At 37.3% G+C, this 24,158-nt stretch carries 33 protein-coding genes; 12 read left to right on the plus strand and 21 right to left on the minus strand.

The genetic code is table 11. The features are described 5' to 3' along the window. The first annotated feature begins 219 nt into the window (after window positions 1–219). Both NON16_RS03185 and NON16_RS03190 read left to right on the plus strand, forming a co-directional pair. Window positions 220–1,611, plus strand: a complete 1,392-nt coding sequence (locus tag NON16_RS03185) for a S8 family peptidase (protein WP_257347025.1) — start codon at window positions 220–222, stop codon at window positions 1,609–1,611. Window positions 1,612–1,701: 90 nt separating this feature from the next. Beyond that, window positions 1,702–2,268: a hypothetical protein gene (locus NON16_RS03190; protein ID WP_257347027.1), complete on the plus strand. Its 567-nt coding sequence runs from the start codon at window positions 1,702–1,704 to the stop codon at window positions 2,266–2,268. 75 nt (window positions 2,269–2,343) lie between these two features. Here the strand turns inward: NON16_RS03190 and NON16_RS03195 are convergent, their stop codons facing one another. Together NON16_RS03195 and NON16_RS03200 are read right to left on the minus strand one after the other, a co-directional pair. Then, window positions 2,344–2,814 (minus strand): Hsp20/alpha crystallin family protein, encoded by a 471-nt coding sequence (locus NON16_RS03195; protein WP_257347029.1) that lies wholly within the window; start codon window positions 2,812–2,814, stop codon window positions 2,344–2,346. A 27-nt stretch (window positions 2,815–2,841) separates the two neighbouring features. Further along, window positions 2,842–3,066, minus strand: a complete 225-nt coding sequence (locus tag NON16_RS03200) for a spore germination protein (RefSeq protein ID WP_257347030.1) — start codon at window positions 3,064–3,066, stop codon at window positions 2,842–2,844. Between the two features lie 150 nt (window positions 3,067–3,216). On the opposite strand from NON16_RS03200, the gene NON16_RS03205 reads away from it, so the two are divergent. The 6 genes from NON16_RS03205 (at window position 3,217) to NON16_RS03230 (ending at window position 5,836) form a co-directional block, all read left to right on the plus strand. Further along, window positions 3,217–3,438 carry a spore germination protein gene (locus NON16_RS03205; RefSeq protein WP_257347031.1) on the plus strand — a complete coding sequence of 74 codons (222 nt, stop codon included), beginning with the start codon at window positions 3,217–3,219 and terminating at the stop codon, window positions 3,436–3,438. A gap of 521 nt (window positions 3,439–3,959) precedes the next feature. Continuing rightward, complete coding sequence (gene gerPC, locus NON16_RS03210) at window positions 3,960–4,592, plus strand: spore germination protein GerPC (protein ID WP_257347033.1); 633 nt, start codon at window positions 3,960–3,962, stop codon at window positions 4,590–4,592. Beyond that, window positions 4,582–4,764, plus strand: coding sequence for a spore gernimation protein GerPD (locus NON16_RS03215; RefSeq protein ID WP_257347034.1), 183 nt, complete (start codon window positions 4,582–4,584; stop codon window positions 4,762–4,764). Before gerPC ends, NON16_RS03215 begins: the two co-directional genes overlap by 11 nt. A gap of 3 nt (window positions 4,765–4,767) precedes the next feature. Next, entirely contained in the window at window positions 4,768–5,139 is a 372-nt protein-coding gene (locus tag NON16_RS03220) for a spore germination protein GerPE (protein ID WP_257347036.1), read from the plus strand. Between the two features lie 10 nt (window positions 5,140–5,149). Continuing rightward, the gene (locus NON16_RS03225; protein WP_257347038.1) at window positions 5,150–5,377 is read left to right on the plus strand and encodes a spore germination protein GerPB; all 228 of its coding nucleotides are present in this window, start codon (window positions 5,150–5,152) and stop codon (window positions 5,375–5,377) included. Between the two features lie 27 nt (window positions 5,378–5,404). After that, window positions 5,405–5,836 carry an Hsp20/alpha crystallin family protein gene (locus NON16_RS03230; RefSeq protein ID WP_257347041.1) on the plus strand — a complete coding sequence of 144 codons (432 nt, stop codon included), beginning with the start codon at window positions 5,405–5,407 and terminating at the stop codon, window positions 5,834–5,836. Between the two features lie 93 nt (window positions 5,837–5,929). Here the strand turns inward: NON16_RS03230 and NON16_RS03235 are convergent, their stop codons facing one another. Together NON16_RS03235 and NON16_RS03240 are read right to left on the minus strand one after the other, a co-directional pair. Next, complete coding sequence (locus NON16_RS03235; protein ID WP_257347043.1) at window positions 5,930–6,154, minus strand: spore germination protein; 225 nt, start codon at window positions 6,152–6,154, stop codon at window positions 5,930–5,932. A 333-nt stretch (window positions 6,155–6,487) separates the two neighbouring features. Then, window positions 6,488–6,577 carry a YjcZ family sporulation protein gene (locus NON16_RS03240; protein ID WP_257347045.1) on the minus strand — a complete coding sequence of 30 codons (90 nt, stop codon included), beginning with the start codon at window positions 6,575–6,577 and terminating at the stop codon, window positions 6,488–6,490. Window positions 6,578–7,006: 429 nt separating this feature from the next. On the opposite strand from NON16_RS03240, the gene NON16_RS03245 reads away from it, so the two are divergent. Beyond that, window positions 7,007–8,416 (plus strand): YjiH family protein, encoded by a 1,410-nt coding sequence (locus NON16_RS03245; RefSeq protein WP_257347047.1) that lies wholly within the window; start codon window positions 7,007–7,009, stop codon window positions 8,414–8,416. A 153-nt stretch (window positions 8,417–8,569) separates the two neighbouring features. Here NON16_RS03245 and NON16_RS03250 read toward each other — a convergent pair whose 3' ends face one another. The 4 genes from NON16_RS03250 to NON16_RS03265 all read right to left on the minus strand — a co-directional run bounded on the left by NON16_RS03250 (window position 8,570) and on the right by NON16_RS03265 (window position 10,826). Beyond that, entirely contained in the window at window positions 8,570–8,779 is a 210-nt protein-coding gene (locus tag NON16_RS03250; RefSeq protein WP_257347049.1) for a hypothetical protein, read from the minus strand. 261 nt (window positions 8,780–9,040) lie between these two features. Beyond that, entirely contained in the window at window positions 9,041–9,358 is a 318-nt protein-coding gene (locus NON16_RS03255) for a thioredoxin family protein (RefSeq protein ID WP_257347051.1), read from the minus strand. A 21-nt stretch (window positions 9,359–9,379) separates the two neighbouring features. Next, entirely contained in the window at window positions 9,380–10,105 is a 726-nt protein-coding gene (locus tag NON16_RS03260) for a ZIP family metal transporter (protein WP_257347053.1), read from the minus strand. 181 nt (window positions 10,106–10,286) lie between these two features. Beyond that, complete coding sequence (locus NON16_RS03265) at window positions 10,287–10,826, minus strand: DUF3231 family protein (protein WP_308216576.1); 540 nt, start codon at window positions 10,824–10,826, stop codon at window positions 10,287–10,289. Window positions 10,827–11,035: 209 nt separating this feature from the next. Between NON16_RS03265 and NON16_RS03270 the strand changes: the two genes are divergently transcribed. Then, window positions 11,036–12,040 carry a DUF3231 family protein gene (locus tag NON16_RS03270; RefSeq protein ID WP_257347055.1) on the plus strand — a complete coding sequence of 335 codons (1,005 nt, stop codon included), beginning with the start codon at window positions 11,036–11,038 and terminating at the stop codon, window positions 12,038–12,040. 233 nt (window positions 12,041–12,273) lie between these two features. On the opposite strand, the gene NON16_RS03275 is transcribed toward NON16_RS03270, so the two are convergent. From NON16_RS03275 to NON16_RS03310, 8 genes are all read right to left on the minus strand, one after another. Beyond that, window positions 12,274–12,897 carry a YqeB family protein gene (locus NON16_RS03275; protein WP_425589723.1) on the minus strand — a complete coding sequence of 208 codons (624 nt, stop codon included), beginning with the start codon at window positions 12,895–12,897 and terminating at the stop codon, window positions 12,274–12,276. 301 nt (window positions 12,898–13,198) lie between these two features. After that, complete coding sequence (locus tag NON16_RS03280) at window positions 13,199–13,330, minus strand: hypothetical protein (protein WP_257347059.1); 132 nt, start codon at window positions 13,328–13,330, stop codon at window positions 13,199–13,201. Between the two features lie 6 nt (window positions 13,331–13,336). After that, window positions 13,337–13,504 (minus strand): hypothetical protein, encoded by a 168-nt coding sequence (locus NON16_RS03285; RefSeq protein ID WP_257347060.1) that lies wholly within the window; start codon window positions 13,502–13,504, stop codon window positions 13,337–13,339. 102 nt (window positions 13,505–13,606) lie between these two features. Beyond that, entirely contained in the window at window positions 13,607–14,998 is a 1,392-nt protein-coding gene (locus NON16_RS03290; RefSeq protein ID WP_257347062.1) for a sensor histidine kinase, read from the minus strand. Continuing rightward, a complete protein-coding gene (locus NON16_RS03295) occupies window positions 14,991–15,641 on the minus strand; it encodes a response regulator transcription factor (RefSeq protein WP_257347064.1) in 651 nt (216 codons plus the stop codon). The genes NON16_RS03290 and NON16_RS03295 overlap by 8 nt, the downstream gene beginning before the upstream one ends. Before the next feature lie 102 nt (window positions 15,642–15,743). Then, complete coding sequence (locus NON16_RS03300) at window positions 15,744–16,811, minus strand: undecaprenyldiphospho-muramoylpentapeptide beta-N-acetylglucosaminyltransferase (protein WP_257347065.1); 1,068 nt, start codon at window positions 16,809–16,811, stop codon at window positions 15,744–15,746. Between the two features lie 148 nt (window positions 16,812–16,959). Beyond that, window positions 16,960–17,958 carry a polysaccharide biosynthesis protein gene (locus NON16_RS03305; protein WP_372508727.1) on the minus strand — a complete coding sequence of 333 codons (999 nt, stop codon included), beginning with the start codon at window positions 17,956–17,958 and terminating at the stop codon, window positions 16,960–16,962. Between the two features lie 427 nt (window positions 17,959–18,385). Continuing rightward, a complete protein-coding gene (locus NON16_RS03310; RefSeq protein WP_257347066.1) occupies window positions 18,386–18,523 on the minus strand; it encodes a hypothetical protein in 138 nt (45 codons plus the stop codon). Between the two features lie 162 nt (window positions 18,524–18,685). On the opposite strand from NON16_RS03310, the gene NON16_RS03315 reads away from it, so the two are divergent. Continuing rightward, on the plus strand, window positions 18,686–19,444 hold the full coding sequence (locus NON16_RS03315; RefSeq protein ID WP_257347068.1) for a DeoR/GlpR family DNA-binding transcription regulator: 759 nt from the start codon (window positions 18,686–18,688) through the stop codon (window positions 19,442–19,444). Between the two features lie 369 nt (window positions 19,445–19,813). On the opposite strand, the gene NON16_RS03320 is transcribed toward NON16_RS03315, so the two are convergent. After that, window positions 19,814–20,101, minus strand: a complete 288-nt coding sequence (locus tag NON16_RS03320; protein ID WP_257347070.1) for a DUF5316 domain-containing protein — start codon at window positions 20,099–20,101, stop codon at window positions 19,814–19,816. Between the two features lie 40 nt (window positions 20,102–20,141). Further along, window positions 20,142–20,858: a class I SAM-dependent methyltransferase gene (locus tag NON16_RS03325; protein ID WP_257347072.1), complete on the minus strand. Its 717-nt coding sequence runs from the start codon at window positions 20,856–20,858 to the stop codon at window positions 20,142–20,144. A gap of 105 nt (window positions 20,859–20,963) precedes the next feature. On the opposite strand from NON16_RS03325, the gene NON16_RS03330 reads away from it, so the two are divergent. Then, entirely contained in the window at window positions 20,964–21,920 is a 957-nt protein-coding gene (locus NON16_RS03330; RefSeq protein WP_257347240.1) for a nucleoside hydrolase, read from the plus strand. Window positions 21,921–21,972: 52 nt separating this feature from the next. On the opposite strand, the gene NON16_RS03335 is transcribed toward NON16_RS03330, so the two are convergent. From NON16_RS03335 to NON16_RS03345, 3 genes are all read right to left on the minus strand, one after another. After that, window positions 21,973–22,116, minus strand: coding sequence for a hypothetical protein (locus NON16_RS03335; RefSeq protein WP_257347074.1), 144 nt, complete (start codon window positions 22,114–22,116; stop codon window positions 21,973–21,975). A 70-nt stretch (window positions 22,117–22,186) separates the two neighbouring features. Further along, window positions 22,187–22,810, minus strand: a complete 624-nt coding sequence (locus NON16_RS03340) for a LysE family translocator (protein WP_257347076.1) — start codon at window positions 22,808–22,810, stop codon at window positions 22,187–22,189. A 273-nt stretch (window positions 22,811–23,083) separates the two neighbouring features. Beyond that, the gene (locus NON16_RS03345) at window positions 23,084–24,106 is read right to left on the minus strand and encodes an NADP-dependent oxidoreductase (protein WP_257347078.1); all 1,023 of its coding nucleotides are present in this window, start codon (window positions 24,104–24,106) and stop codon (window positions 23,084–23,086) included. Window positions 24,107–24,158 lie beyond the last annotated feature (52 nt).

Genomic DNA, 24,158 nt, shown 5'->3' on the forward strand with positions numbered 1-24,158 from the left:
ATTTTTGGTGCCAGTTACAGCTTCTATCAATACCCTCTCGCTAAATGTATACGTATATCCACAAGCCATATCTTCAAACAATACCTAATTCCAAGGACGATAAAAACAGGGACAAAGAAAAGCAATAGACAATAAACGACGATTTTAAACTTTGGGTCCTATAAAAATTCAATTAAAAGCCATACTAAAATTAGCAAATTAGAATGGCAGGTGAATTGTATGCGGAAAAGGTCCATTTCCTTTTTAGTAGTAGCCGCTGCTTGTGTGTTAGGTCTTGTATTTGTGTTCTTTCCAACAAATGAAGTGGATGCACCCAGGAATCAGGTTGCTCCACTTGGGCAAGGAAAACCACAACAGTTAGGCAAGACAAAACAAACCAATCAAATGGTTAAAGTTGATTCAATTGAATATGGAAACCAGCTCGTGCAGAAGTTAAATACAAACTCATCAATGGGTGTGATCAAGCATGAAAAGGTCAATAGTCATTATCAAGACATGGAAGTAACGGTTCGATTTGAAACAAAACCGAACGATACAGAGCTTGGAGAAATTAACGAAGATATTAATGGAAAAGTAGCAAAGAAATTGGATTCAACGTATATATTTCGCTCGAATACCCTCTCTACTCCCAAGCTTGTCGATTATTTTAACAGTAAAAAAAGTGTTGTATATGCTGAGCCAAATTATATTTATATTCAAAACCAAATAAACGATCAATTGTATCAACAATATCAATGGAATTTACCGGCTATTCAAACGAATGAAGGCTGGAATCTTACACGTGGAAATGAGAATGTGGTGATCGCAGTCATCGATACGGGTGTTGATATGCAACATCCAGACCTCGTAAATCGCCTCACAGATGGTTACAACGTACTGACAGATAGTCCATTACCAAACGATGATAACGGGCATGGTACACACGTTGCAGGAATCATTGCATCTGAAACCAATAATGGGTTAGGTATAGCCGGTTTGACATGGTACAACCAAATTATGCCAATAAAGGCGATGAATGGAGAAGGCTATGGAACGTCGTTTAATGTGTCTAAGGGTATCCGTTGGGCAACTGATCATGGAGCGGATATCATTAATATGAGCTTAGGAAATTACAAAGCATCGAAAGCGATGGAGGAAGCGATTAATTATGCAAATGAAAATGATGTCATTCTTGTTGCCGCTTCAGGAAATGAAAATACAAACCAAACAAGTTACCCCGCTGGTTTTGATGGCGTCTTAGGGGTGGCTGCAGTAAACCCGAGCATGAAAAGAGCACCTTTTTCAAACTATGGAAAGTATGTTGACGTTTCTGCACCTGGAGTTGATATTGCAAGCACCTATCTCGATGGGCAATATGCTGCTCTTTCCGGGACATCGATGGCGACTCCCCATGTTGCAGCATTAGCGGGATTAATCCGTTCTCTTTATCCCGACCTCACTAACAATGAAGTCATTACTATCATAAAGGATACGACAGAGGATGTGGGTCAGGAAGGAAATGATATTTACACAGGTAGCGGCGTAATTAACATCGCAGAAGCCCTGCAAGCAACCTATGACAAAAAATATCCGTACGGACAAATGAGTGAATGGATCGAAAAGATTGGCTAATCTAAGGGGCTGAACAGGGCGCTTGATCATTCTCTTTTAGTTTATCGCATATGCTTCCATTAGGACAATCTAAAGGAGGCTAACGATAAAATGACTTTTGCGGTTGCACTAATGCTCATCGTAACCTTCAATTTACTCTTGTATTTATTTTCCTTTATTTTGAATAAGAAAACTGAGGTTTCAACGATGGAAGTCATGACTATAGCAATGTCAATAGGCATGACAGTAGGTCTTGTATCGGGTTGTTATTTTGGTTTTATCATTGAAAATTTATTTCTTTCAACGTTAATAAGTATGGCTTTTGGAGGAATAGTCGGTTTTATATTAGGGCTTCCGTGCAGCATTATTGCCTCGATCGATGGTCTTTTATCTGGAGTTATGGGAGGTATGATGGGTGCGATGCTCGGGGCTATGCTTTCCTATGAAGATTGGAATGAGATGCTGAAATTCCTCTTCTTACTTCAAACAGTCGTAATAGTTGTTCTCGTTTGGTACTTAAATAAAAGGTATAGACCAGTGGCATCTACAATTTCGCCTTATAAGTGGCTTCTTTGTGTTCTCCTGGTTTTCTCTGGAATAATGTACACGATCTATGCATCTAATTTAACTTACATTCCGAACGATAAAAATGATACCAATCATGAATCGCACCCTTAATCAAAAAGGAGGTTGCCTTAAAAAGTTCTGGAACGAACCCTTTGGGGCAGCCCCTTTCCCATGACTTGTTATTTGTTAATCCGATAAATCAATATCAATGACTGTTGAATGGTCAGCTTGTTTTGGAATGCGGATTGTTAATTGATCTCCCGACATTGAGGCTTTTACTTTTTCACTCGATGTGTTTGGCGGTAATGGAATATATCGTTCAATTCGTTTTGAAAAATTTTCGGATCGCAACGTTTGACCTTGGTCGTTTTGCACTTGCTCAGACTCGAAACGTTGAATTAAAACACGCAATTGTTGATTCACCATTTCAAGCTTAACACGGTCGTTTTCTCTTACGGGTAATTGAGCTTGTAAGATGATTTCCTGTTCTGTCTCTGTCGTATCGATATCAAAGAAATAGGTTGAATGAAAATGATCCAAATGTTGGTCAAGGGTTGTAAGGGAATCATTGAAATACTGATCCATTGACTTCATGAATTCTTCTAATTTATTCTCATCAAACAGATTGAACAACTGATTTTTTTTCCAAATATCCATCTGTCTCTCCTCTTCAAAAGGATCGTGTTAAAAGTTCGCAAGGTTGTTTGAATCACTAATATCCGGATCAATCGTATTTGTTACATTCCAGACATTGTTTACAAGCATGAAATCGCCAGTATTTCCTCCTCCAGACCCACTAGAAGATTTGGCAGTTGATTTCGGTGCAATATATAATGTATCTCCAAAGTTGACAGTACCCTCAGTGGATACAGAAGTGATTTTAATTGGTGCTAAAATAATTGATGGCAAAAGTTGTTTCCTCTCCCCTCTATCCGTCTCTTTATTACATATTTATCGTATCCTATGCATTTCGCATGGATGATGGTACCTGTATACGAACAATAAACCGGGCATCCGCATAAACTGGTATAAACTAATCAATGCAAAAGGATGTTACTCATGCCTGCCTTTGTTGGAGCAATCAAAATAAATGATGTTTCAGGAAGTTCCATTGTCAACATTGGAGATATTTATCATGCCGAACCAAGAAGTCAAACGAAAACGTTCGCAGGAGCAGGGTCCTTTAACACAGGTGATTACCTCCGTGTACACAATGGATATAGCGTTACACACACGGTTGATCCAGATAATGTTGATAATAGTAACATTGGAAATAGCTAGCTCCCTTTTATGAGGTTGTTCAAAAAGTCCGGAGGCTAACAGGATGTTAGTCAGTTCGACGTTATCACAGGACGTGATGCGTTTAGTCGAACTTCCTATTAGAGCTGTCGAATTTCTTCGTTCCTTGAAAAAGGAGAACACTTTTCCTGCGTGCGAGGTACCGCTCCCGTAGGTTACTCTTGTGTTCGATCTCTCCGGTCCTCACGTATTACGAGGATGCTGGAATGGTTCATTGAGGAAAATTCATTGTGCACCTGCGTCTCCAAGGAAATGCTAACGAAGAAAGCTTCCTCGGTGCAAGGCAGCAATGAGGTCTTCAAGTTAGTTGCCTTCCTCGAGATTTTCACGCCTCGGGCTCACACGATGTGAGTCAGTTCAACGTTGTCACAGGACGTGACGAATTTAGTTGAACTTCAGATATTACGGCTCTTTTTGTCCTTCTTTTTGAACACGCACTTTATGACAGATTAAAGTGAAGTTTTCACTATATACGCATAGGCTTATAGTAAGGGGGTGAGGGTTTGACCAATACAAATTATTGGAATCAAAGGATTGAAAAACTCGAAAAGTTGCTTCATCAACAACAACAGAAAACAAAAGCAATGGAATTGACACTTTCTATCATGCAAAAAGAGTTTTCCCAATACAAACAAGAACCACGGACAATTGAGTATAACTTTGATCAACTCAAAATCGATACATTGGAAGGTACCCTAAACATAGGACTCTCCCCTGGTGGAAACGGATTAGATAATATTGAAGATTTTACTGTAAACGGTGATCCTGCAAATATCAATCAACAAACGATGAACGGTACCCCTTTTTCAAATGACTTTTATCAGTGGATGAATATGTGTGTTGAACGTTACTTAAATGAGGATGTTTATACAGATATTAAAAGCATGGAACAAAAGGTACAATATTCGGTAGATCCAGCCCAGCACCAAGTAATTGTCGATGATATAAAGAAACAAATGAGTACTAGGTTACAACATTACGTGATGGCAGCAAGACAAGATAAAACGCAGGAAAATCCTCATCAAGAGGCAGATCGAATCATGAATCAGGTAAAAAAAGATATTGTCAGTGGCGTTGAAATTTATTTAAATAATGAACGACAAAAAACACAGGGTGGAAATCGGGATGGAACTTAATGTAATCAATCGACAATTATCAGTTGGTGACATTCGTATTATTGGGGTTGGAACCTCCTCTCTAGTACTTGTTGGTGATAGTGACGTAATTAATTGTCAGTCAATATTTGATACACCACCAGAATCCTTAATTATCGGGACACCGTTAGTTCCATTAGCGAAGGGAAACTAAGAAATGGAACGAGCATCTATTGTACAAAAGGTTCAGATTCACACGATTTCATCTTCATCTATGTTTCAAGCAGGTGATACACGGTTTTTAACACCTTTCGCTAAGGTAATTGCTGTACAGAAGCAGGTTTCAAGCTACAACGAAGATGAGCACCCATTTGAAAAGTACGCCATTTTTTCCAAAAGACTCCCCTTACCTGATTTTGAAGCAATCCAAGTCTGTACTGTAAACGAAGGTAAAGCTATTCACGTGAATACAATCAATATATTAGGGGTGGCAGCATCCTCTGCAGTACGAATTGGAAACACTGACTTTATCACCGCTGAAAGCCGCGTTAAACACATTAGGCAATTTGAAGTCGATCCATATGAGTAGGAGGATTCCTATGAAATTATTTGTCAACCAAACGATTTCCATCCAAACAATCCGGATTGACGGTTTATCGAACTCCTCTGTTTTACAAATTGGAACATGCGGGGTTATGAAGCCAACGTCATCCTTATATAATACAGGAGGGTTTACTGAACCTGCTCCCCCCTTAGAACAGCCTTTTGGAGGAGTTACTGAAACAACCTTAGAAGGACCCCTCGTTCCTTTAAATCAACCTGGGTGAAAATGATGTTAGATTTGAGGAGATGTTATGGATTCCTGGTCTAAGATGATGGAATGGAAACAACTTGCAGATAAATACATGAACCAAAGTTTCTTTCCAAACTTTGAGGATCAAAATAAAGCAGCCGGTCCACATATTAATCTTTACGAATCAGAACATGAATTACTTTGTGTTGCTTCCCTTCCTGGATTAAAGAACATGGATGATGTGGAAGTCTATGTATATCAAAATGCCGTTAAGCTGATCGGAAATACGAGTTTTCATATTAAAGGGATGTCTATTCGACAGAACGAAATATATCAAGGAAGGTTTGAGCGTGAAATCAGTCTTCCTTACTCCGTACGTGAAGATCCAATCGATGCTTATTACCGGAAAGGACTCCTATGTATCCGTTTGTATCGTTTGTTGACAGACGAGCGGAAAAAGAAAAAGGTTGAAATAAAAAATGAAGACGAATAAGTGGGACTGAATCCTTTAGTTAAGCACTTAACCTCACGTTAAATCGTTGTGTACGGAGTTAAGTTAGCTAAGTATGGATCCAGTCCCATGTTGTTAAACATTTCCGATATTGTTACTGTCACTTACATCCGAATCAACCGGTAAAGTTATGTTAAAAATGGTCGTTGTTTGTAAACAATCCCCAGTATTACCTCCACCGGCTCCTACAACGGATTTAGAGGTTGATTTCGGTGCGTTGTAAAAAACGTCTCCAAAACTTACAGTACCTTCTCCACTAATTGATGTAATTTTTATCGGTGCGAAAATGAACGCTGCCATCTAATTCCCCTTTTGGATCGATTTTATAAGAAAAGCGCAAGCGCCCTGCTCAGCCACGAAGGTCACTGGAAGACCGACGAGGAGGCTGTTGCCGCCGCAGGAGGCCTGAAGTGATCCAAGTGGTTGGGCGCTGAAGCTGGACATTACATCCATGCCGCAAACTTTTATACTTAACGTAAAAAAAGAAAAAGCCCCAAACATGAATACCAGATTTCTGTTGATTGGGACTCCCTCCTCTTTTTTACACGTTAAGAAAGTATAAAAATACTTTCTATAGTATAAGCGCAGCTAAGGCTCAGCTGGCGCCAAAGGCTTGGCTGAGCCAAGTTTTCTTTAGTATTTTACAAAGCTAACTCCCACGATGATAAGGAGAATAAACAACACTACGATTAAAGCAAATCCTGAACCGTTATTGTAAGACATAATATAAAATCCCCCTTTCAAGGAATGTTGAGGTTCAATCCAAAGGACGAACCCTTTTCAATACATACTATGTTTTGGAATCATTTAATGAAAGGGACAAGTGTTCAGTATTTCATAGAAATTTAATAGAAATAATGCTTAACAAGCCCCAACCGCCCTCTTTTTTAGAAAATTTAAGTATGTTATGATTATACTGTTTGGTTATTATTCATTCATTTATCTCTGCAACTTTCAGACAGAATCTATTATTCTTCGTCTGTTTTACTTTTTAACAGAATGATGACTTACATGTTTATACAAAACCACATTGGGCTAAGGAGACATGAATAGGGTTGGTAAGGTTGACGAATGGCGTTCTTAAGGTAAAAATGATGTAAGGGAGATGTATGCGTTACCAATAAATCTACTATTCGAGGTGAAAGTCGACACATGGACAACAAGAATTCACAGCAAGCACAACAAGTACAACAACCACAACAAGCTCTTACTGTAGCAAACTATGTAAAATTCATCGTACCTTCTATTATTGGAATCTTCCTTTTTATGATTCCAATTGAGTATACAGATAAGGCTACGAATGAAGAACAAGTCACAATCCCAGTAGCCATACTAGCAAGCTGGCTACAAAATACATTGGGTGCAAGTATTCCTGCAATCATGACTGTGATCATTACCTTAACAGCCTTATTAACGCTTTACGCGAAAATTTCGAAACCGTCATCCATAATGAAAAATCTTTTTTTAAACGCCCTGTTTAATGTAAGTGCACTTTGGGTGACTGCTCGTATCCTTGGAATGATCTTTGCAATATTAACATTGTTTAAAATCGGCCCGGAGGTAATCTGGTCGGATGTTACAGGCGGCTTATTGCTAGGGTCTCTTATTCCAGTGTTGTTCTCAGTGTTCTTATTTGCTGGATTACTCTTACCTTTACTGTTGAATTTCGGACTACTAGAATTGTTCGGTGCTTTATTAACAAAGATTATGCGTCCTGTATTCACATTACCTGGACGATCATCGATAGATTGCTTAGCCTCATGGCTCGGGGATGGAACAATCGGTGTCTTGTTAACAAGTAAGCAATACGAAGAAGGGTTTTACTCCAAGCGTGAAGCTGCTGTAATTGGTACGACGTTTTCTGTGGTTTCAATTACATTCTCAATTGTTGTTCTTAAACAAGTGGGATTAGGTGAATATTTTGGTCCGTACTATTTGACGATTGCAATTGCTGGAGTAATTGCTGCACTAATTACACCACGTATTCCACCATTATCCCGTAAAAAGAATACGTATTCTGAAACGACTGGGAATCGTAATGTTGAGGTAATTCCAGAGGGTAAAAGCCCATTGAAATGGGGACTGGAAGAAGCAGCAACGACTGCCCGAAAGACAAACTCATTTAATGCGATTATCAAAGGTGGTACACAAAACGTCCTTGATATGTGGATGGGTGTAATCCCAATTGTTATGGCAATTGGAACAATCGCATTGATTATCGCGGAATATACACCTTTCTTTGTATGGGTCGGTGCTCCGTTCGTCCCATTGCTCGAACTCATGCAGGTACCTGAAGCATCTGATGCTGCACAAACAATTGTTGTAGGCTTCGCTGACATGTTTCTCCCGACAGTTATCGGAAGCAGCATCATTGAAAGTGAAATGACTTTATTCATTATTGCTTGTCTATCTGTTACACAGCTAATTTATATGTCAGAGGTCGGCGGATTGTTGCTTGGATCCAAAATACCGGTTAATTTTAAAGATCTCGTTATCATCTTCCTTTTACGAACGCTGATCACACTACCGATTATCGTGTTAATGGCACATATAATCTTTTAATTTTTAAAGAAGACTTGGCGCTAGCCAAGTTTTCTTTAAAATAATAATGAAAGCGCCCTGTGGAGCCCTAAGGTTACTAAAAATAGGCTGGATAAATGGTGAAATTCCCCCATTTATCCAGCCTATTCAAGTAAATCATTCATTCAATTATTACTACCATAACCAAGGATCACGTCTTTCTTCCTGCTCCTCTTCACCTTCACCTTCTTCTACTTCTCTTTCAGTGTCCTCTTCTACTTCCGATTCACCGTCTCTATCTCCCCCAAATCCCCACATTGCATCCCAAGGGTGAACGGATCTTCTGGATTCGTTTTCTTCATTAGTATCCACTTCTTCTGTAGACTGATTCTTTTTCTTCCCCATCATGTTACCTCCTCTAATAATATCCTATAACTCTTCCCTCTTAGTTCCGCAAATTTCCTTATCTGTCGTTACTAACATATAGAAAATGGGGGATTTTCGGAACGGACAAATGCCTAAAATTGTCTATTAAATAAAGAAAACTTGGCTAGCGCTGGCGATCGCCTTAGTTGCGCTTATACTATAGAAAGTATTTTTATACTTTCTTAATGTGTAAAAATAGGATGCTTCATATTTGTTATGAAACATCCTAAGAGATAGTTATTATTTAAGTGAAGAAAGGAATTCTCTAACCGATTCGGGTGTTTTTGCATTCGCACTGTGTAAATGTCCGATCTTCTCTCCATTCTTGAAGACCAGTAAACTTGGTATTCCCATAACTTCATACTTTTCAGCAAGTTCTGGAAATGCATCTTTGTCAATCTGGTGCCACTGTTTATCGTTATGTTCTTGCATGATATCGCCAATAAACATATCTAAACGTCTACAGTCGGGGCACCAATCGGTTTCAAATTTAATGACTGACTTTTCCTCTGAATCAATTAATTCATTAAACTTGCTTTTTGTTCTGATTTCTTCCATGATAATCCCCCATTTAAAGTTTTAAAAAATATGTGTTAAATATAACATTCCGATAAGTCCTATTACAAAGGAATAGGTTGAGCTTCGTTCATAACCATCACCATGGCTTTCGGGGATTAGTTCTTTGTACACGATAAAGAGCATTGCTCCAGCAGCAAAAGCGAGGCCGAACGGAACGAGACCATCAATAACCGTGGCAAGCAAATAACCAAATAAAGCTGCTACAATTTCAATAGCACCAGTGAGTGTAGCAATACCAAGTGCTGCCCATTTCCCGACGTTCTGATTGACTAAAAACAATGAAACTAAAAGTCCCTCTGGCATGTTTTGCAATCCGATGGCAAGAGCGATTAAACTTCCTAACTCTTCTGTTGAACTCGCATAACTGACCCCTACACTTAATCCTTCAGGGATATTGTGTATGCATAATGCGGCGATGATCAAATAGGTCTTTCCATCAATCTTAATTCGATTGTGCTGTTCTACATCAATGTGTGGTACCGTTTTCTCAATTTGGTTTAATACGAAGGTCCCCATTAGTAACCCGATGCTGATCACATAAATATTCGATTGATTTAAGGCTTCGGGAATTAAGCTGAACGTACAGGCAGCCACCATCACACCTGCCGTAAAAGCCAATGTCACGTCTCGCCATTTATGTGATAAACTTTTAAAAAATAAAATCGGTATAGCCCCGAGTCCAGTGGCTAATGCAGATAATATACTTCCCAAGATTGCACTTTCCATGTGGATCTCCTTTTTTAGAATGAATTCAGAATTTCAATATAGAGCCCAATTATCAACAGTATATTGTAGTTTGTGGGGAACGTGCATCTTTATTGAAATAAAAGACATTTACCCTAATGGAAGTATACCTAACATTACATCAGTTGCACAACTTAGAGGTCCGGCTTACTTATATACATCTTTACTTTTTCTTACTTGCCAAAGCATTACGGTCATCTGCTGTTGGCGGTTGCTCCAACCAACCATACTTAATAAGTAGATTGACCCCATCCTCTGCATATTTCCCCATTTCGGTGATAAGACGTCCATAGTGAGTTGCCAAGTCTCTTCTTTGGACAACTGATAATCCCGCTCCGTAAAACCCTAATGATGCAGAAACCAACGTCACGAGATGATAGAGCATAAGTTTTTCTGAAAAAGGTGATACGGTGGAGTTAGAAATCTCTGATTCCCATTGTTTAGGAGATGGCAAATTATCCTCAGATAAAATTGTAGTGAAAATCTCAACATGCTTATGACAAAGTTCTGCCCCTCTTTGGAAATACTTCCGAAGGTCCTTCGAATGAGCCACCTGACTAAAACCGATTTCTAATACAATTTTTATCACCGTTTTTTTTATGTTAAAACAAAGACCGGTAATTTCCGTTGCATTCAAAGGTCGTCGCTTACCAAACCAACCCTTTAAATAGTTTTGATGTTTAACAAAATCGATTCCATAAATATCGTTATTGTTAAAAGTTTAACCAAGATAAGTAGACAATATTTATTACAAAAAGGTGCTTAATTTTCCAAATAACCTTTATATAATTGGGTAAACTATACAACGACTAAATAGATTGATACTGGAGGAAGTTTAACTACCCTTATAAAGTTTGCCATTACGTAAAAAAATTTTAAGATTCACTTTTACTGTTTAGGAGGGATTATGTTATGGAAGTGCATCACAATGCGACGTTGTCAGCAGCAGAAATTTCACAGATTTGGGGGGCATATCAAAATGACACGTTAACTAAATGTGTCTTTCAATATTTTATAGAGATTGTTGAGGACGAAGATGTTCGTACAATTGTACAACACGTTTTAGAATTAACGGAGGCACACATCGATCAACTTACCCTCTTCTTTAACCAAGAAAAATATCCTGTTCCTTACGGATTTACAGAAAATGATGTGAATGTGGGTGCTCCACGTCTATATTCAGATAGTTTTATATTAAATTATATTCAACAGTTGGGGAAGTTAGGTATTAATGCATTTAGTGTTGCTGTCGCGTTATCAGCACGCAATGATATCCACAATTACTTTTCTGAATGTCTTTCCGAATTTACGAAGCTTCATAAAATGGCTTCAGATCTTTTATTAAGTAAAGGACTCTATATCCGTCCACCAAATATTCCAAAGCCGGAAAAAGTAGAATTTGTTACAAAACAGAGCTTTCTTACAGGTTGGTTTGGTAACAGGAGACCATTAGTATCGTTAGAAGTCACCAATTTGTGTGACAATATTCAGCGAAATGCATTAGGAATGTCCACTCTTATTGGATTTAGCCAGGCAGCTGCTTCCAAGAAAGTGAAGCAATATATGGTAAGAGGAAAAGAAATCGCAGCTAAGCATGTTGAAGTCTTCGGATCGATTTTACGTGAGGATGATTTGCCTGTTCCGATGTCCTGGGATATGGAGGTAACCGACTCGACTGTTACTCCTTTCTCAGACAAATTGATGATGTTCCATACGACTGCCCTGATCGCGATATCGATGGGTTATTATGGAACAAGTATGGCGACAACGATGAGACGGGATATACAGGCACAATACGGTCGACTAACATCAGAAATCGGGAAGTATGCAGAAGACGGTGCAAACATTATGATTGATAATGGTTGGATGGAATATCCTCCAAAAGCAGCTGATCGTGATAAGTTAGCTAATCCATGAAATAATATACTGTAAAAAGGCCTGGAGGTTTCAATAGGCCTTTTGTGTTTTTGTTTGGCAAGAGGATGATTCTTTCCAACAATTAAAACAATTTCGTCTTGTAAAAAAGGTTCATGAATCAAATAAGGATGTTTTTGTTCATCCCCTAGTAAGGTGGAATAAGATATATTCCTGAACCGAGAAACTAATCCCTGTCAATGCAGAATGTACGCTTCTTGTTTTGAGTAACTTGATTAGTTTTCATGATTAGCAACTTTAGCAAGCCTCGCGTATTGGCCATTTCTTTCATTCCTAATGATAACTCCCAATTTAGCTAAATCCTCTCGTAGATATTTAGTATTTTTCTTTTTATTCTCTTTTAATGCATGTTCTCGAGCATAAAGTAATGCATTAATGTTTTCAGGAAAGTCAGGATGCCCTAGAACCCATCGTTGGTATTGGCTGTCAAATGGATCTTTCTCATTCCAAGGATATTGGTAATGATTAAATGCTTCTGGAACAGTATCCTCTTTCGTTTCAATAACTTCTCTATCTAATTCATCGCTACTTTGGCCAAAGATGATTAACTGCTTATTTTCCATATAAATTGCTGAAATGTCTTTTTTCTCAATGATATCAATCTTATCTCTTAATTTTAAATGCAAATTTTTATAGGAAATCGCAACTTCAAGACTCTCGTCAAAAATAATAAATGTCAACAATACACCAACAATAATTCCAATAACGGTAGCTACGATTGAAACCCATAGGCTGTTAAATGATGCAATTAATAAGATTAGCTTCTCCATTGGGACTATCGGAAGCGTCAGTACCCAATCTGCAATGGCAGGAATAAACCAACCAATCGAACCACCTATACCATAGGAACTAAAACAATGAGTGCTTTTTCGAACTTATTGAGTCCGAGAACCGTTTTGTTATCTCTCATAATTCCTTTCCTTCTCCACGATATACGAGACTGAATAGTTCGTATGGTTTAAGGTGAAAAACCTCATGGAAAAGGACTCACTAAAGGTCAACTTCTCATCCTTTAAAAATTCTCTCCAATACGGATCATCATTCGGGATGAATTTCCCTTCCCCTAAAGGCAACATGTAGCTGTCTGCACTTACTTCGGCCATTGAAACGCTTTAGTCCCTGTCGATTTAATATCAATATCTAAATACTTCTCTTTCTCTCGATCTTCACGTTTACTTTCTCATCCGGATAACTCCACGTAATTTTGTCGTTATCCTTCTTCACCTTCGACACCTTCATTTTCGGCATTGGCATCGATGCCCTTTCCTTCACACCACCCTACTTGATAAACAATTCAAATGTTTCGGGGTTCACATCGAATGTGAAATCCGAGGTATGAACATGGCTAGACTTATCGGTTTTCTCCTTCTGTTCCTTATTGTCACAGCCCGCAAAAAAACCAATAACTAGCGTGACACAAAGTATCATCATCAGCTTCTTTTTCATTTCTTTCCCTCCTGTCTTCGCACACTATAATTTCTTTTTGTTACATTAGTTTTTATTCTCCACAAAGTTACGTTGGCTTTTATGGCTCATAAAAAAAGAACCCTAATGATTGAAAGGATTCTTTTGAAAACATATATAGAATTGTATCTGATTATTCAAAATCGAGACTCCATGATTAAAAAGATGACGATTAAGAATTGAATGAACAATAGCAAGTCCTAAGCCTGTGCCAGAGGTTTTTTTGTTTCTTGATTCTTCTAAAACATAAAATGGCTCCCAGATTTGATCAATCATTTCTGTTTGTTGTATATTAGTACCGTTCCTAATTTTAAATACGATCTCATTTTCAAAATCCTCAAATTCAATGTCAATCCTATCATCCTCTGTATATTTTATCGCATTACTAATTAAATTGTTAAACACCATCTCGATCTTCTCTTCATCAGCCAACACAAATAATTGTTGTAAATGAGAATTATAAATTCTAACTTTTATTTCTTTTGTCTCGATCTCTATTTTGTGCTTTAGAAGGCACTTATGAACTAATTCGAAAAGATTAATAGGGATCCTTTCAATCTCATCTCTTTCAATTTTCGAGAAGTTTAATAAATCCTCGATTACATTGGACATATTATCTGTTTGTTTTATGATCGTGTCAATATATGTACCGTCGTCCAGCCCATCTTTGATTCCTACACAATAGGCTTTTATTAAAGACAACGGTGTTTTAAGTTCATGAGTAAGATCAGACGTAACTATTTTTAGGTTTTCATTTTTTTGCTTTAAATTTAGATGAGCCTTATTAAGCTTATCACTCATCACATTGATGCTGTCAGCAAGCTCCTCGATTTCATCATTTGTTTTGATATGGACAGTTTCAAATTTTAAATTTGAAATATCTTTAGAAACATCTTTCAACTCTTTTAACGGAGTGGTTATTTTTGTCGACATTAACCAGACTAACATGACGATTATGATAACGGAAAAACCTAACATATATAAATTGAATTCATTGACGATGTTTGCAGTATCGCTAAAATGGGCAATTGAAACCCCGACTAAAACCAGAATGTCTTCCTTTTGCATAAAGCTAGCTAGGAAGCTTGATTTTAACTTTCCTTGATCATATAGTTTATTAACTGTGTTTCCTTTCTCCAATCTTTGCAGTGCTTCTTTTGTAATCCAAAATTTATTTAATGTAATTCGTTTTTTTGCTAATTGATTACGTATTGTCTCATTCAATTCATCTACATTGCTATGAATAGGCTCGTAAACGATGGTTATACCATATTTATTTTCAATACTTTCTATGGAATCGATAAATGTAGCCTTATCCATTCCTTCTATCTTGTCAGAAACATCCTCTACCTTTTCTTTTGTTTTATGCAAGTAATAGTTTGGCAAAAAGTATTGAGTAAGGAAGATTGAAATAGAAAAAATGACGATTACTGCTATGGAGATGCTTATGGATAGCTTTCTTCCAAGTTTATTCATTCTCCTCTTCCTCCAAACTATACCCCAATCCTCTATGAGTTTTTATGACACCTTCTCCAATTTTTTCACGTAATCTTCTAATATGGGTATCGACCGTCCGCTCTTCCCCGAAGTAGTCAAACCCCCAAACGATATCCAGGAGTTTTTTCCGTGTCAATATACTCCCTTTATGATTTAACAAGCAGCTTATAAGTTCGAATTCCGTTTTTGTCGCATTCAAATCCATGTCGTATTTATAAAGCTTTTTTGCTTCAAAATCAACTTTTATATCTTTTATATGAACGATCTTTTCCTTTCGAAGTAGTTTCTTTGCCCTGGCTAATAAAATCCCAGGATGGAAAGGTTTCCTAACATAATCATCTGCTCCAATTATTAAAGCTTCAAGCTCATCTTCATTGTCACTTTTTGCTGTGAGCATCAGTACCTTTGTGTCACTTTTACTTTTTATTTCTTTACAGACCTTCAAGCCGCTTATCTCAGGCATCATCCAGTCCAGTATAGCTAAATTGATTTTGTTGTTATAAATAATAGTTAGTGCTTCTTCTCCATCTTCAGCTAGAAAAACATGAAATCCTTCACGCTCGAAATAAACCTTTAAAATTTTCAACATATCTTTTTCATCATCTGCGATCAGTACGTTCATTTTTTCCTCCGATTTATGGAATTCATATAAAGTTGATTCTTCAACTTTATATTTCACAGTGTGCTAGTCTTTACATAATAAAATTTCTATGCATAGATGCTTCTAAACAGTAACTTTCCTAATCAAATCCATTAGCTTATATATTGCTCGGTCTTCTTTATTCTTCTTCATATTCTCGAGGTATTTTTCGCGATCTTGATATAAAGTGTAAATCGCATCGATCAATGTACCTTTGTTCAAATTCTCATGAAGTAGCACTTCTGCATATCCAGCATTTTGAAAGGATTGAGCATTAATGATTTGCTCCCCCCTGCTTGCCCTATAGGATAGTGGAATAAGAAGCATCGGCTTTTGTAAAGACAATAATTCAAAAATAGCTGTTGAGCCTGCCCTTGAAACCACAAAATCTGTCATAGCCATCACATCAGATAATTCCTCATTGATATATTCAAATTGTCGATAGCCTTTTAACCGTATCGATGGATCGACTTTTTGTTTCCCACAAATGTGCACAATTTGAAAATCTGTAAGTAATTCATCTAAACATGATCTGACAATTTCATTAATACGTTGAGCTCCTTGACTTCCACCCATAATCAACAACACAGGTTTCTCTTTTGTAAATCCACAATAAGAAAAGCCTTGAATCTGGCTGCCCTTTGTCAAATCATCTCTAATGATACCACCGATATGAATCGTCTTATTGTTTTTCAGGGCTTGTCCAGTTTCAGGAAAGGTCGTACATACTTTTGTCGCAAATGGGAGAGATAGTTTGTTTGCAAGTCCAAGTGTCCGATCGGGTTCACGAATCACTACTGGAACTTTGTTAAACCATCCTCCTAAGACAACAGGTACCGCTACAAATCCTCCTGCAGAAAATACAACATCAGCATTAATCTTCCTAAACAACTGATACGATTGGAGGATTCCTTTGATTACTTTAAAGGGATCTTTCACATTATTCCAAGCTAAGTAGCGCCTTAACTTCCCAGTTGAAACGCTATAATATTGAACGGCTGGGAAACGTGCCATTAATTGTTTCTCGATTCCGTTTTCAGAGCCGATGTAATGCACATCCCAACCTTCGTGAATAAACTTCGGGATCAGCACGAAATTGACCATTACATGACCGGCAGATCCGCCTCCAGTAAAAACAATACTTTTCTTCAACTTATTTCCCCTGCCTTTATCATTAACAAATATCATCCTATTACATACAGTCATACTGTACGTGTTTTTCTTATGTCGAATATAATTAAGTTAATAAAGTTTCCTTTATTTTTCATCATTTTTCAGCTCCTTACACGGAATGAGCTTGTCAGTTTTCGTTCCACGACAGAAAACCTCCTTTCATTAACATTTGTTCAACTTCTCGATTTGAAATTTGCTTTGTAGCAGAATTATATTCCTTCATGTTTATCTGTGTGCTGCTAGTATAATGATCTTGAAGCCCTGGCATAGTAATAGAAGGCAGGATTACAAAAAAATCTTTATCAAAATATACAGTTCGGCTGCTTTCACATTCGGTAAAGAGGGTTTCGTTCAATTTCTCTCCAGGACGAACACCTATTTCGTTTATTACAATATTTTTTTCACCTGATGATTTAATTAACACTTGGGCTAGATCAGCTATTTTAATAGAAGGCATGTTCATAACATATGTTTCTCCGCCTTTACCGTTTATTGTTGCTTTAAACAACAATTGAACGGCATTTTCAATCGTTAAAAAAAATCGAGTCATACGTTGATCAGTAATCCCTATTTGTGAAAATTGTTTTATTTGATTCTTGAAAATAGGAATGACGCTGCCACTGGATCCAAGAACATTACCACTTCTTACACAAATAAATTTAGTGTTTGTTTCTTTTAAATTTGCATGAATAATTAGCTTTTCTCCAAGAGCCTTCGTAATTCCGTAAGTATTTGACGGATCCGAAACTTTATCAGTTGAAACGTATATGACTTTTTTTACATCGTTTTCAATCGCTGCTTCAATCACATTTTGAGTACCAAGTACATTTGTCTTTATGCCTTCAAATGGTTGATATTCACAAACAGGTACATGTTTTAATGCTGCCAGATGAAAAACATAATCGACACCCTCAGATGCTTGCATAAGTTCTTCCTTATCACGGATGTCACCGATGACAAACTTGAATCTATCATCATTAGCAAATTGTTGTTGCATCTCAACTTGTCTTGTTTCATTCCGCGAAAAAATACGAATTTCTTTCGGTTTATGATCAAAAAGCTGTTTCACAATTTCAAGACCCCATGATCCTGTACCGCCTGTAATTAAAAATGTACTATTATTCAATATTTTCCCCTCCATATAAATCATAAAATAATTCAATCATTTCGCTTTACATTGCATAACGAAAAATGTTCAATTCATAACAGCCATCATGACGTATATTTTGATGAGCTTTTATTCTAGTTAAATAATAGTTTTTGTTTGTTACATTAGTTTGACAATCATCATAATAGTTATAAAAAACTACATGATAAAGGATAAGGCTCTGAATTATTTATAAGTTAGTTAGCTTCATGAGATAACATCTATAGGTTGGGTAACTTTACCAAAGACCATGTTGAAAACAAAGTTACTATAGAAAAACACCATTCAAATAGAGAATGGTGTTTTCTATATATGTGTTCAACTATCAGACGTTAAATAAAATAACTTAATGTGTCGATTCACTTTCTAATATTTACTTATTTACATAATAATATTATATTACACTTTAATATTTGAATATCGAACTAAATGGATCATTTTTATTTGGTTCTTCACCAGGATAAGACTTATCTTCGACTACGAGCATGGCAAGGCCTACCTCCAAAACGCAAAGGAATATGATTGATAAAAATCCCGTTATCACAATACCCCTCCTAATGGTAAGTATTTTTAATTAATTGTAAGTTAATATAAGTGAAAATGCAAGTGATTAACTTAAGTTATTTAAGTGTATCTTAGAAGTCGATTGCTTTAATAACTTAAAGTGCTTATAATGAGAACAAGTCATTATTAAGGATGGTATGTAATGTATCAAGAAGAACGATTACATGAGATTATTGAATATTTGAAGACGAACGGTCGTATTAGTGTAAACGAGATGATGGAGGAGTTTACAATTTCCCGTGACACTGCTAGAAGGGATCTTGTAAGGCTTGAGGAACAAAATGAAATCATCCGTACAAGGGGAGGAGCTATCCTACCTAAGAAAAAAGAAATTATCAAAAGTTATTCCGATCGCTTACAGTTCGATTCTACCGGAAAAAATAAAATTGCATCACGTGCACAATTACTTATACAACCTGGTGATACTCTATTGTTTGACACATCTACAACCGTCCAATATCTTGCAGAAAATCTTAATAAAGAATCAACAGTGGTTTTAACAAATTCGATTGATCAAGCTCAAATTCTCTCGAAAAAGCCAAATGTAGAAATTCACTTACTTGGTGGCATATTGAACAAGGATCATGGTTTTTTGTATGGGTCTACGTTAATCGAAAAGCTCAATCATTATTATGTTGATAAAGTATTCATTGGCGCTGCGGGTATTTCCGAAAAGGGATTTACATATCCACACGAGGAAGATGCAATGGTCAAAAAGGAAATGACACGCCATGGGGAGCAAGTGATTGTTCTTGCGGACTATACGAAGTTTAAAAAGAAGCAGTTGTATCGGAGCGTAACGTTTCAAGATGTTGATATTATCATTACAGATCGAACACCTGACAGCGATATTATGTCTCTTTTGGAAGAGTCTAATGTTGAATTAATCGTGGTGGATTAAAAAACGAGGTTAGCTTATTGTAAGTTAACCTCTGTCTCCGTTTACACGTTAAGAAAGTATAAAAATACTTTCTTAACGTGTAAAGCAAGGGCCTTTAGGTCACCCCTTTAGGGACTAAGGCGATCGCCAGCGCTAAGGCTTGACAATAGCCAAGTTTTCTTTATGAGTAAAGAAAGTATAAAAGTTTGCGGCATGGATGTAATGTCCAGCTTCAGCGCCCAACCACTTGGATCACTTCAGGCCTCCTGCGGCGGCAACACACTGAAGTACTTCATGTATATTCCCACGCAGGGCCAAACTCGTTTGGGCCGAGCCTCCTCGTCGGTCTTCCAGTGACCTTCGTGGCTAAGCAGGGCGCTTGCGCTTTTCTTAAAGGAAATACATAATAATCACACCTAAAAGATTTGGAGCACTAAATGCTGATAAGTTATTCGCATATTTTCTCCGCCTCTTTCGGTCAGTTTTATTTTCAGAATAATGATTTCCTCGTATTTGGTTACCGCTTATAAAAGCACCTATATATAGCCCACTAATAAATAACGCTACGACACCAGCGGTACCTGAAATCGTATAAAGCATATTCCAGTCATTTGTGAATAACGAAATGAGGATTGAAATTCCGAGTATACTTAACCCAACTAAGAACGATTTTTTCATGTTCCCCCTATATCCTCCTCCATGTATGAAATTATCCCATTTAAATAGACATTTTCTTTTGAGCTCTAATGAAAAGAAATTGCGGCTTCTTAGATAGTTTATTATATGATTCGGGTGCTTTTTCGCGATATGTTTCAGTTGGCATCGGTTCAATTATTTTTTCAATGACAAAACCATTTAAATATAATGGTTTTATGATTTCAGATAACGGTCTTCGATAAAAATGAACGGTTACTTCTTCACCTTGCACATTCCAGGTGTCTTCTAGGAGCTCAGTTGCAAAATAGTTATCACGATTAAACTGTGTGAAATCCATAAATGGGTGATGGACAGAAAAGACGAGCCTTCCTTTGTCTCGCAAAACCCGATTAAACTCACTAAATGGGATTTCCCAATTTTTTATATAATGTAATGTTAACGGTGAGACTACAAGATCGAAGCTGTTACTACTAATTTGTGGAATTGGTTCTGAAAGGTTTGCTTGAAATACAACTGCTTCCTCTCCAACTCTCTGTTTTGTTAACTCGATCATATTTGGACTAAAATCAATTGATGTTACTTTCGCTCCCTTGTCATCTAACCATTTTGTATACCATCCTGTGCCACATCCAGCGTCAAGAACGCGAAGCCCATCTACGTCAGGTAATAAGGATAAGGTTCCTGGCCGCTCGTAATCGGCATTCGCGGGCTTCTCATCTACATTTCGAAAATAATAATCAGCAAGCTTTTGAAAAGCATCATATGAAACGTTCTTCATAACAAACGAACCTCTCTTCCCCTATATTCCAAGTTTTGAGTTATTCGTAATTTTCCAAACATAAACATTATATTACCGTAACTTTATATGTAGGAGGGAATTCCAATTAAAAACGTTCTTCTTTTTACAGATCCAGGTATCGATGATTCAGTAGCGCTAATTTATTGTATCCTTCATCAAGATATTAATTTGGTAGGTGTAGTGGCAAGCTACGGTAACGTAACAAAGGAACAAGCTATAGAGAACGCCAATTACCTTTTGGAAATCGGCAACCTGGAAAAGATACCAGTCATTCGAGGTGCTGAAGGTCCTCTTACAGGTGATGCTACCGTATATTATCCGGAAATACATGGACCTGAGGGACTTGGACCGATACGGCCACCTGAGACGGTTTCGGGTAAATTTCTACCCTTCAGTAGCATTTTTAAAATTATCAAAGCATTTGAGAATGACATTACAATAGTTGATATTGGGCGAAATACAACATTAGCAATGACGTTCCTTCTGGAATCAGATCTAATGCAAAAGGTAAACGAATTCTTCCTCATGGGTGGGGCTTTCCTTGTACCCGGGAATGTAACACCTCTAGCTGAAGCAAATGTATATGGAGACCCGACAGCTACAAAAATTGTTCTTTCTAGTGCTCAAAACGTTAGCTTATTCCCTTTAAATGTTACGAGGTATGCGTACGTGACCAGTAGTATGGCTGAGATCATTCGTCAACAGTCAAAAAACCCATTTCGTACATTGGTCCCTAAAGTTATTAACTATTATATCAAGGTCTATGAAAAGCTTGTCCCAGGAATACCTGGAGCACCGATACATGATGTGATATCCATAAGTGCCCTCGTAAATCCCGAGTTATGCAGCTTTATTTATAAAACAGTTGTGGTCGATGATATTATTGGGCCAGGTCTTGGAGTTACAATTGCTGATTTTCGCCCTGGATCGTCTAACTTATTGGAGAACTCAACAAATAAGGTTCGAATCGCCGTACAGTTTAACTATCAACTATTTTATCAAGACTTTTTGGATGTCATGACAGGTAAAATTGTAAAATAACGATCCTTTTAGTCAAAATATGTTGCGGACTATAGTCACCTGTTGTCGGTATTTAGATATTGGCTTGCTCATATAAAAGTGAAATTGCTTTTTCTAAGTCAATATCTTTTCCTTCTAAATGTTGCGGTGTCCATGGAATGTAAATGTCAGGCTGAACTCCAATATTATCCATACCTTTCCCTATAATCCTATACATGTTCTACCTGTATCCTTAGATTCCCTTTATTTGAGGTATGGTCATGGTGCTGAAAATGCCGTAAAAATATTTAATTGTTTTTTTCGAACAGTAATCGGATAGCAAAAAAACCAAATACAAGACCTTTTGTCCGGTTTATCCATTTTAAAATGGTTGGATTTTTCCACAGCCGATTCCCTACTGATCCTGCAAGAATGGATAACAACGTAAAAATAGCCAGTGCCTGAATAATAAAAAGCACACCTAAAACTACCATTTGTATCGGTATATTACCCTCACCTGTCGCGACGAATTGTGGTAGGAAAGCTAGGAAAAAAATCGAAACCTTTGGATTAAGTAAGTTCATTAAGATCCCTTTTCGATATAAAACGAATGTTGTATGGGATTCAGCTTTTTGTTCGGCAGGCTGATCTGTTTCTCGAAATGCTTGTACGGCTAGATAAAGAAGATAGATTGCACCTGCTATTTTAATCACATTAAACGCTAGACTAGATTGATATATTATTGCTGAAATACCGATGGCAGCAGCAAGGGTATGTCCAATCAATCCTGTACAAAGACCTAATCCAGTTGCAATACCCGCTCTTTTTCCTTGGGAAACACTTTGTGCAAAAACAAACATAAAGTCAGGACCAGGTGTGATGGTTAATAGAATGGATGCTAATAGAAAGTAGCTGATTGTTTGCAATTCCATAGTTCTGAACTCCTTTTCTAAATAAGTAATATGGCACTTCTTGGATCATTTGTTGCTATGTTTATCCGCCCATTATTCGGTCTCTCCGTACCAAAGTCAACTGATTCAGTATGTTAAAACAGATCAAATAGGTGTTTAGAAGGATGACTTATCTTGAAAAATAAGTCATCCTTCTTATTTAGTCCCTATTATATAGGTCATTATAGAAATGTGTCGATAAACGTCTTATTGATTAATTAACATTTCCATTGGATAGATTACATTTGGACCAGTTTAATTTACTTCTCTATCTGCTACTTTGACAATATACTTACCGATGTTTTCCCCTTTAAAAAGACCTAGAAATGCATCAGGAATATTATTGAAGCCTTCTACTACCGTTTCTCGGTAAGTTAGCCTTCCTTCGTTCAACCATTTTGCTAGGTCTTGGATCGCTTCTTCAAAATGTGCACCATAATCAGAAACGATGAATCCTTTCATTAAAGCGCTATTGATTAATAATTGAGATTGAATTCTTGGACCTAAATCTGGTTTTTCAAGGTTGTACAATGAAATCTGACCGCAAACTGGTATACGAGCTCCTTTATTAATTAACCGTAATACTGAGTCCGACACTTCTCCACCGACATTGTCATAATAAACGTCAATACCGTCTTGACATGCCTGTTTCAATTCGTCCCGAAAGTTTTCCGATTTGTAATTGACGACTTCATCAAAATGCAGGTCGTTTTTTAAGTAATTGATTTTCTCTTGAGTCCCTGCAATCCCGACAACTTTAGCCCCAGCAATCTTCGCGATTTGACCGACTACAGTTCCAACTGCTCCTGCAGCCCCTGACACAACGACCGTCTCTCCTTCTTTCGGTTTACCAATATCAAGAAGTCCAAAATAAGCAGTCATACCAGGCATTCCTAATACACCAAGGTGTGTTGAAATAGGTGCTTGCTCAGGATTAATCTTCCGCAATTGATTCTCTGGAACCAAATGATACGTTTGCCAGCCAAGGTCACCGATAACAACATCACCTTTTTGGAGATCCGAACTTTTCGAATCAATGACTTCAGCAATAACACCTCCTGTGATCATTTTACCTACTTCATAAGGTTTGACATATGACTTACTGTCGCTCATTCGCCCTCTCATGTATGGATCAACAGAAACGTATAACGTTTTCAGCAATACTTCGCCAGTGTCAGGATTTTCGAGTGCCATTTTGTTCCATTCAAAATCCGATTTTTCCGGCATTCCTTTTGGTCTTTTTGCTAGTCGTATTTGTTTGGTTGTAATTGATGTCATATATATCCCACCTTTTTTAGCGTTAACCCTATTATAGTTCTCATTAAGTAGA

Source organism: Pseudalkalibacillus decolorationis (genome assembly GCF_024609785.1).
Taxonomy (GTDB): Bacteria; Bacillota; Bacilli; order Bacillales; family Fictibacillaceae; genus Pseudalkalibacillus; species Pseudalkalibacillus decolorationis.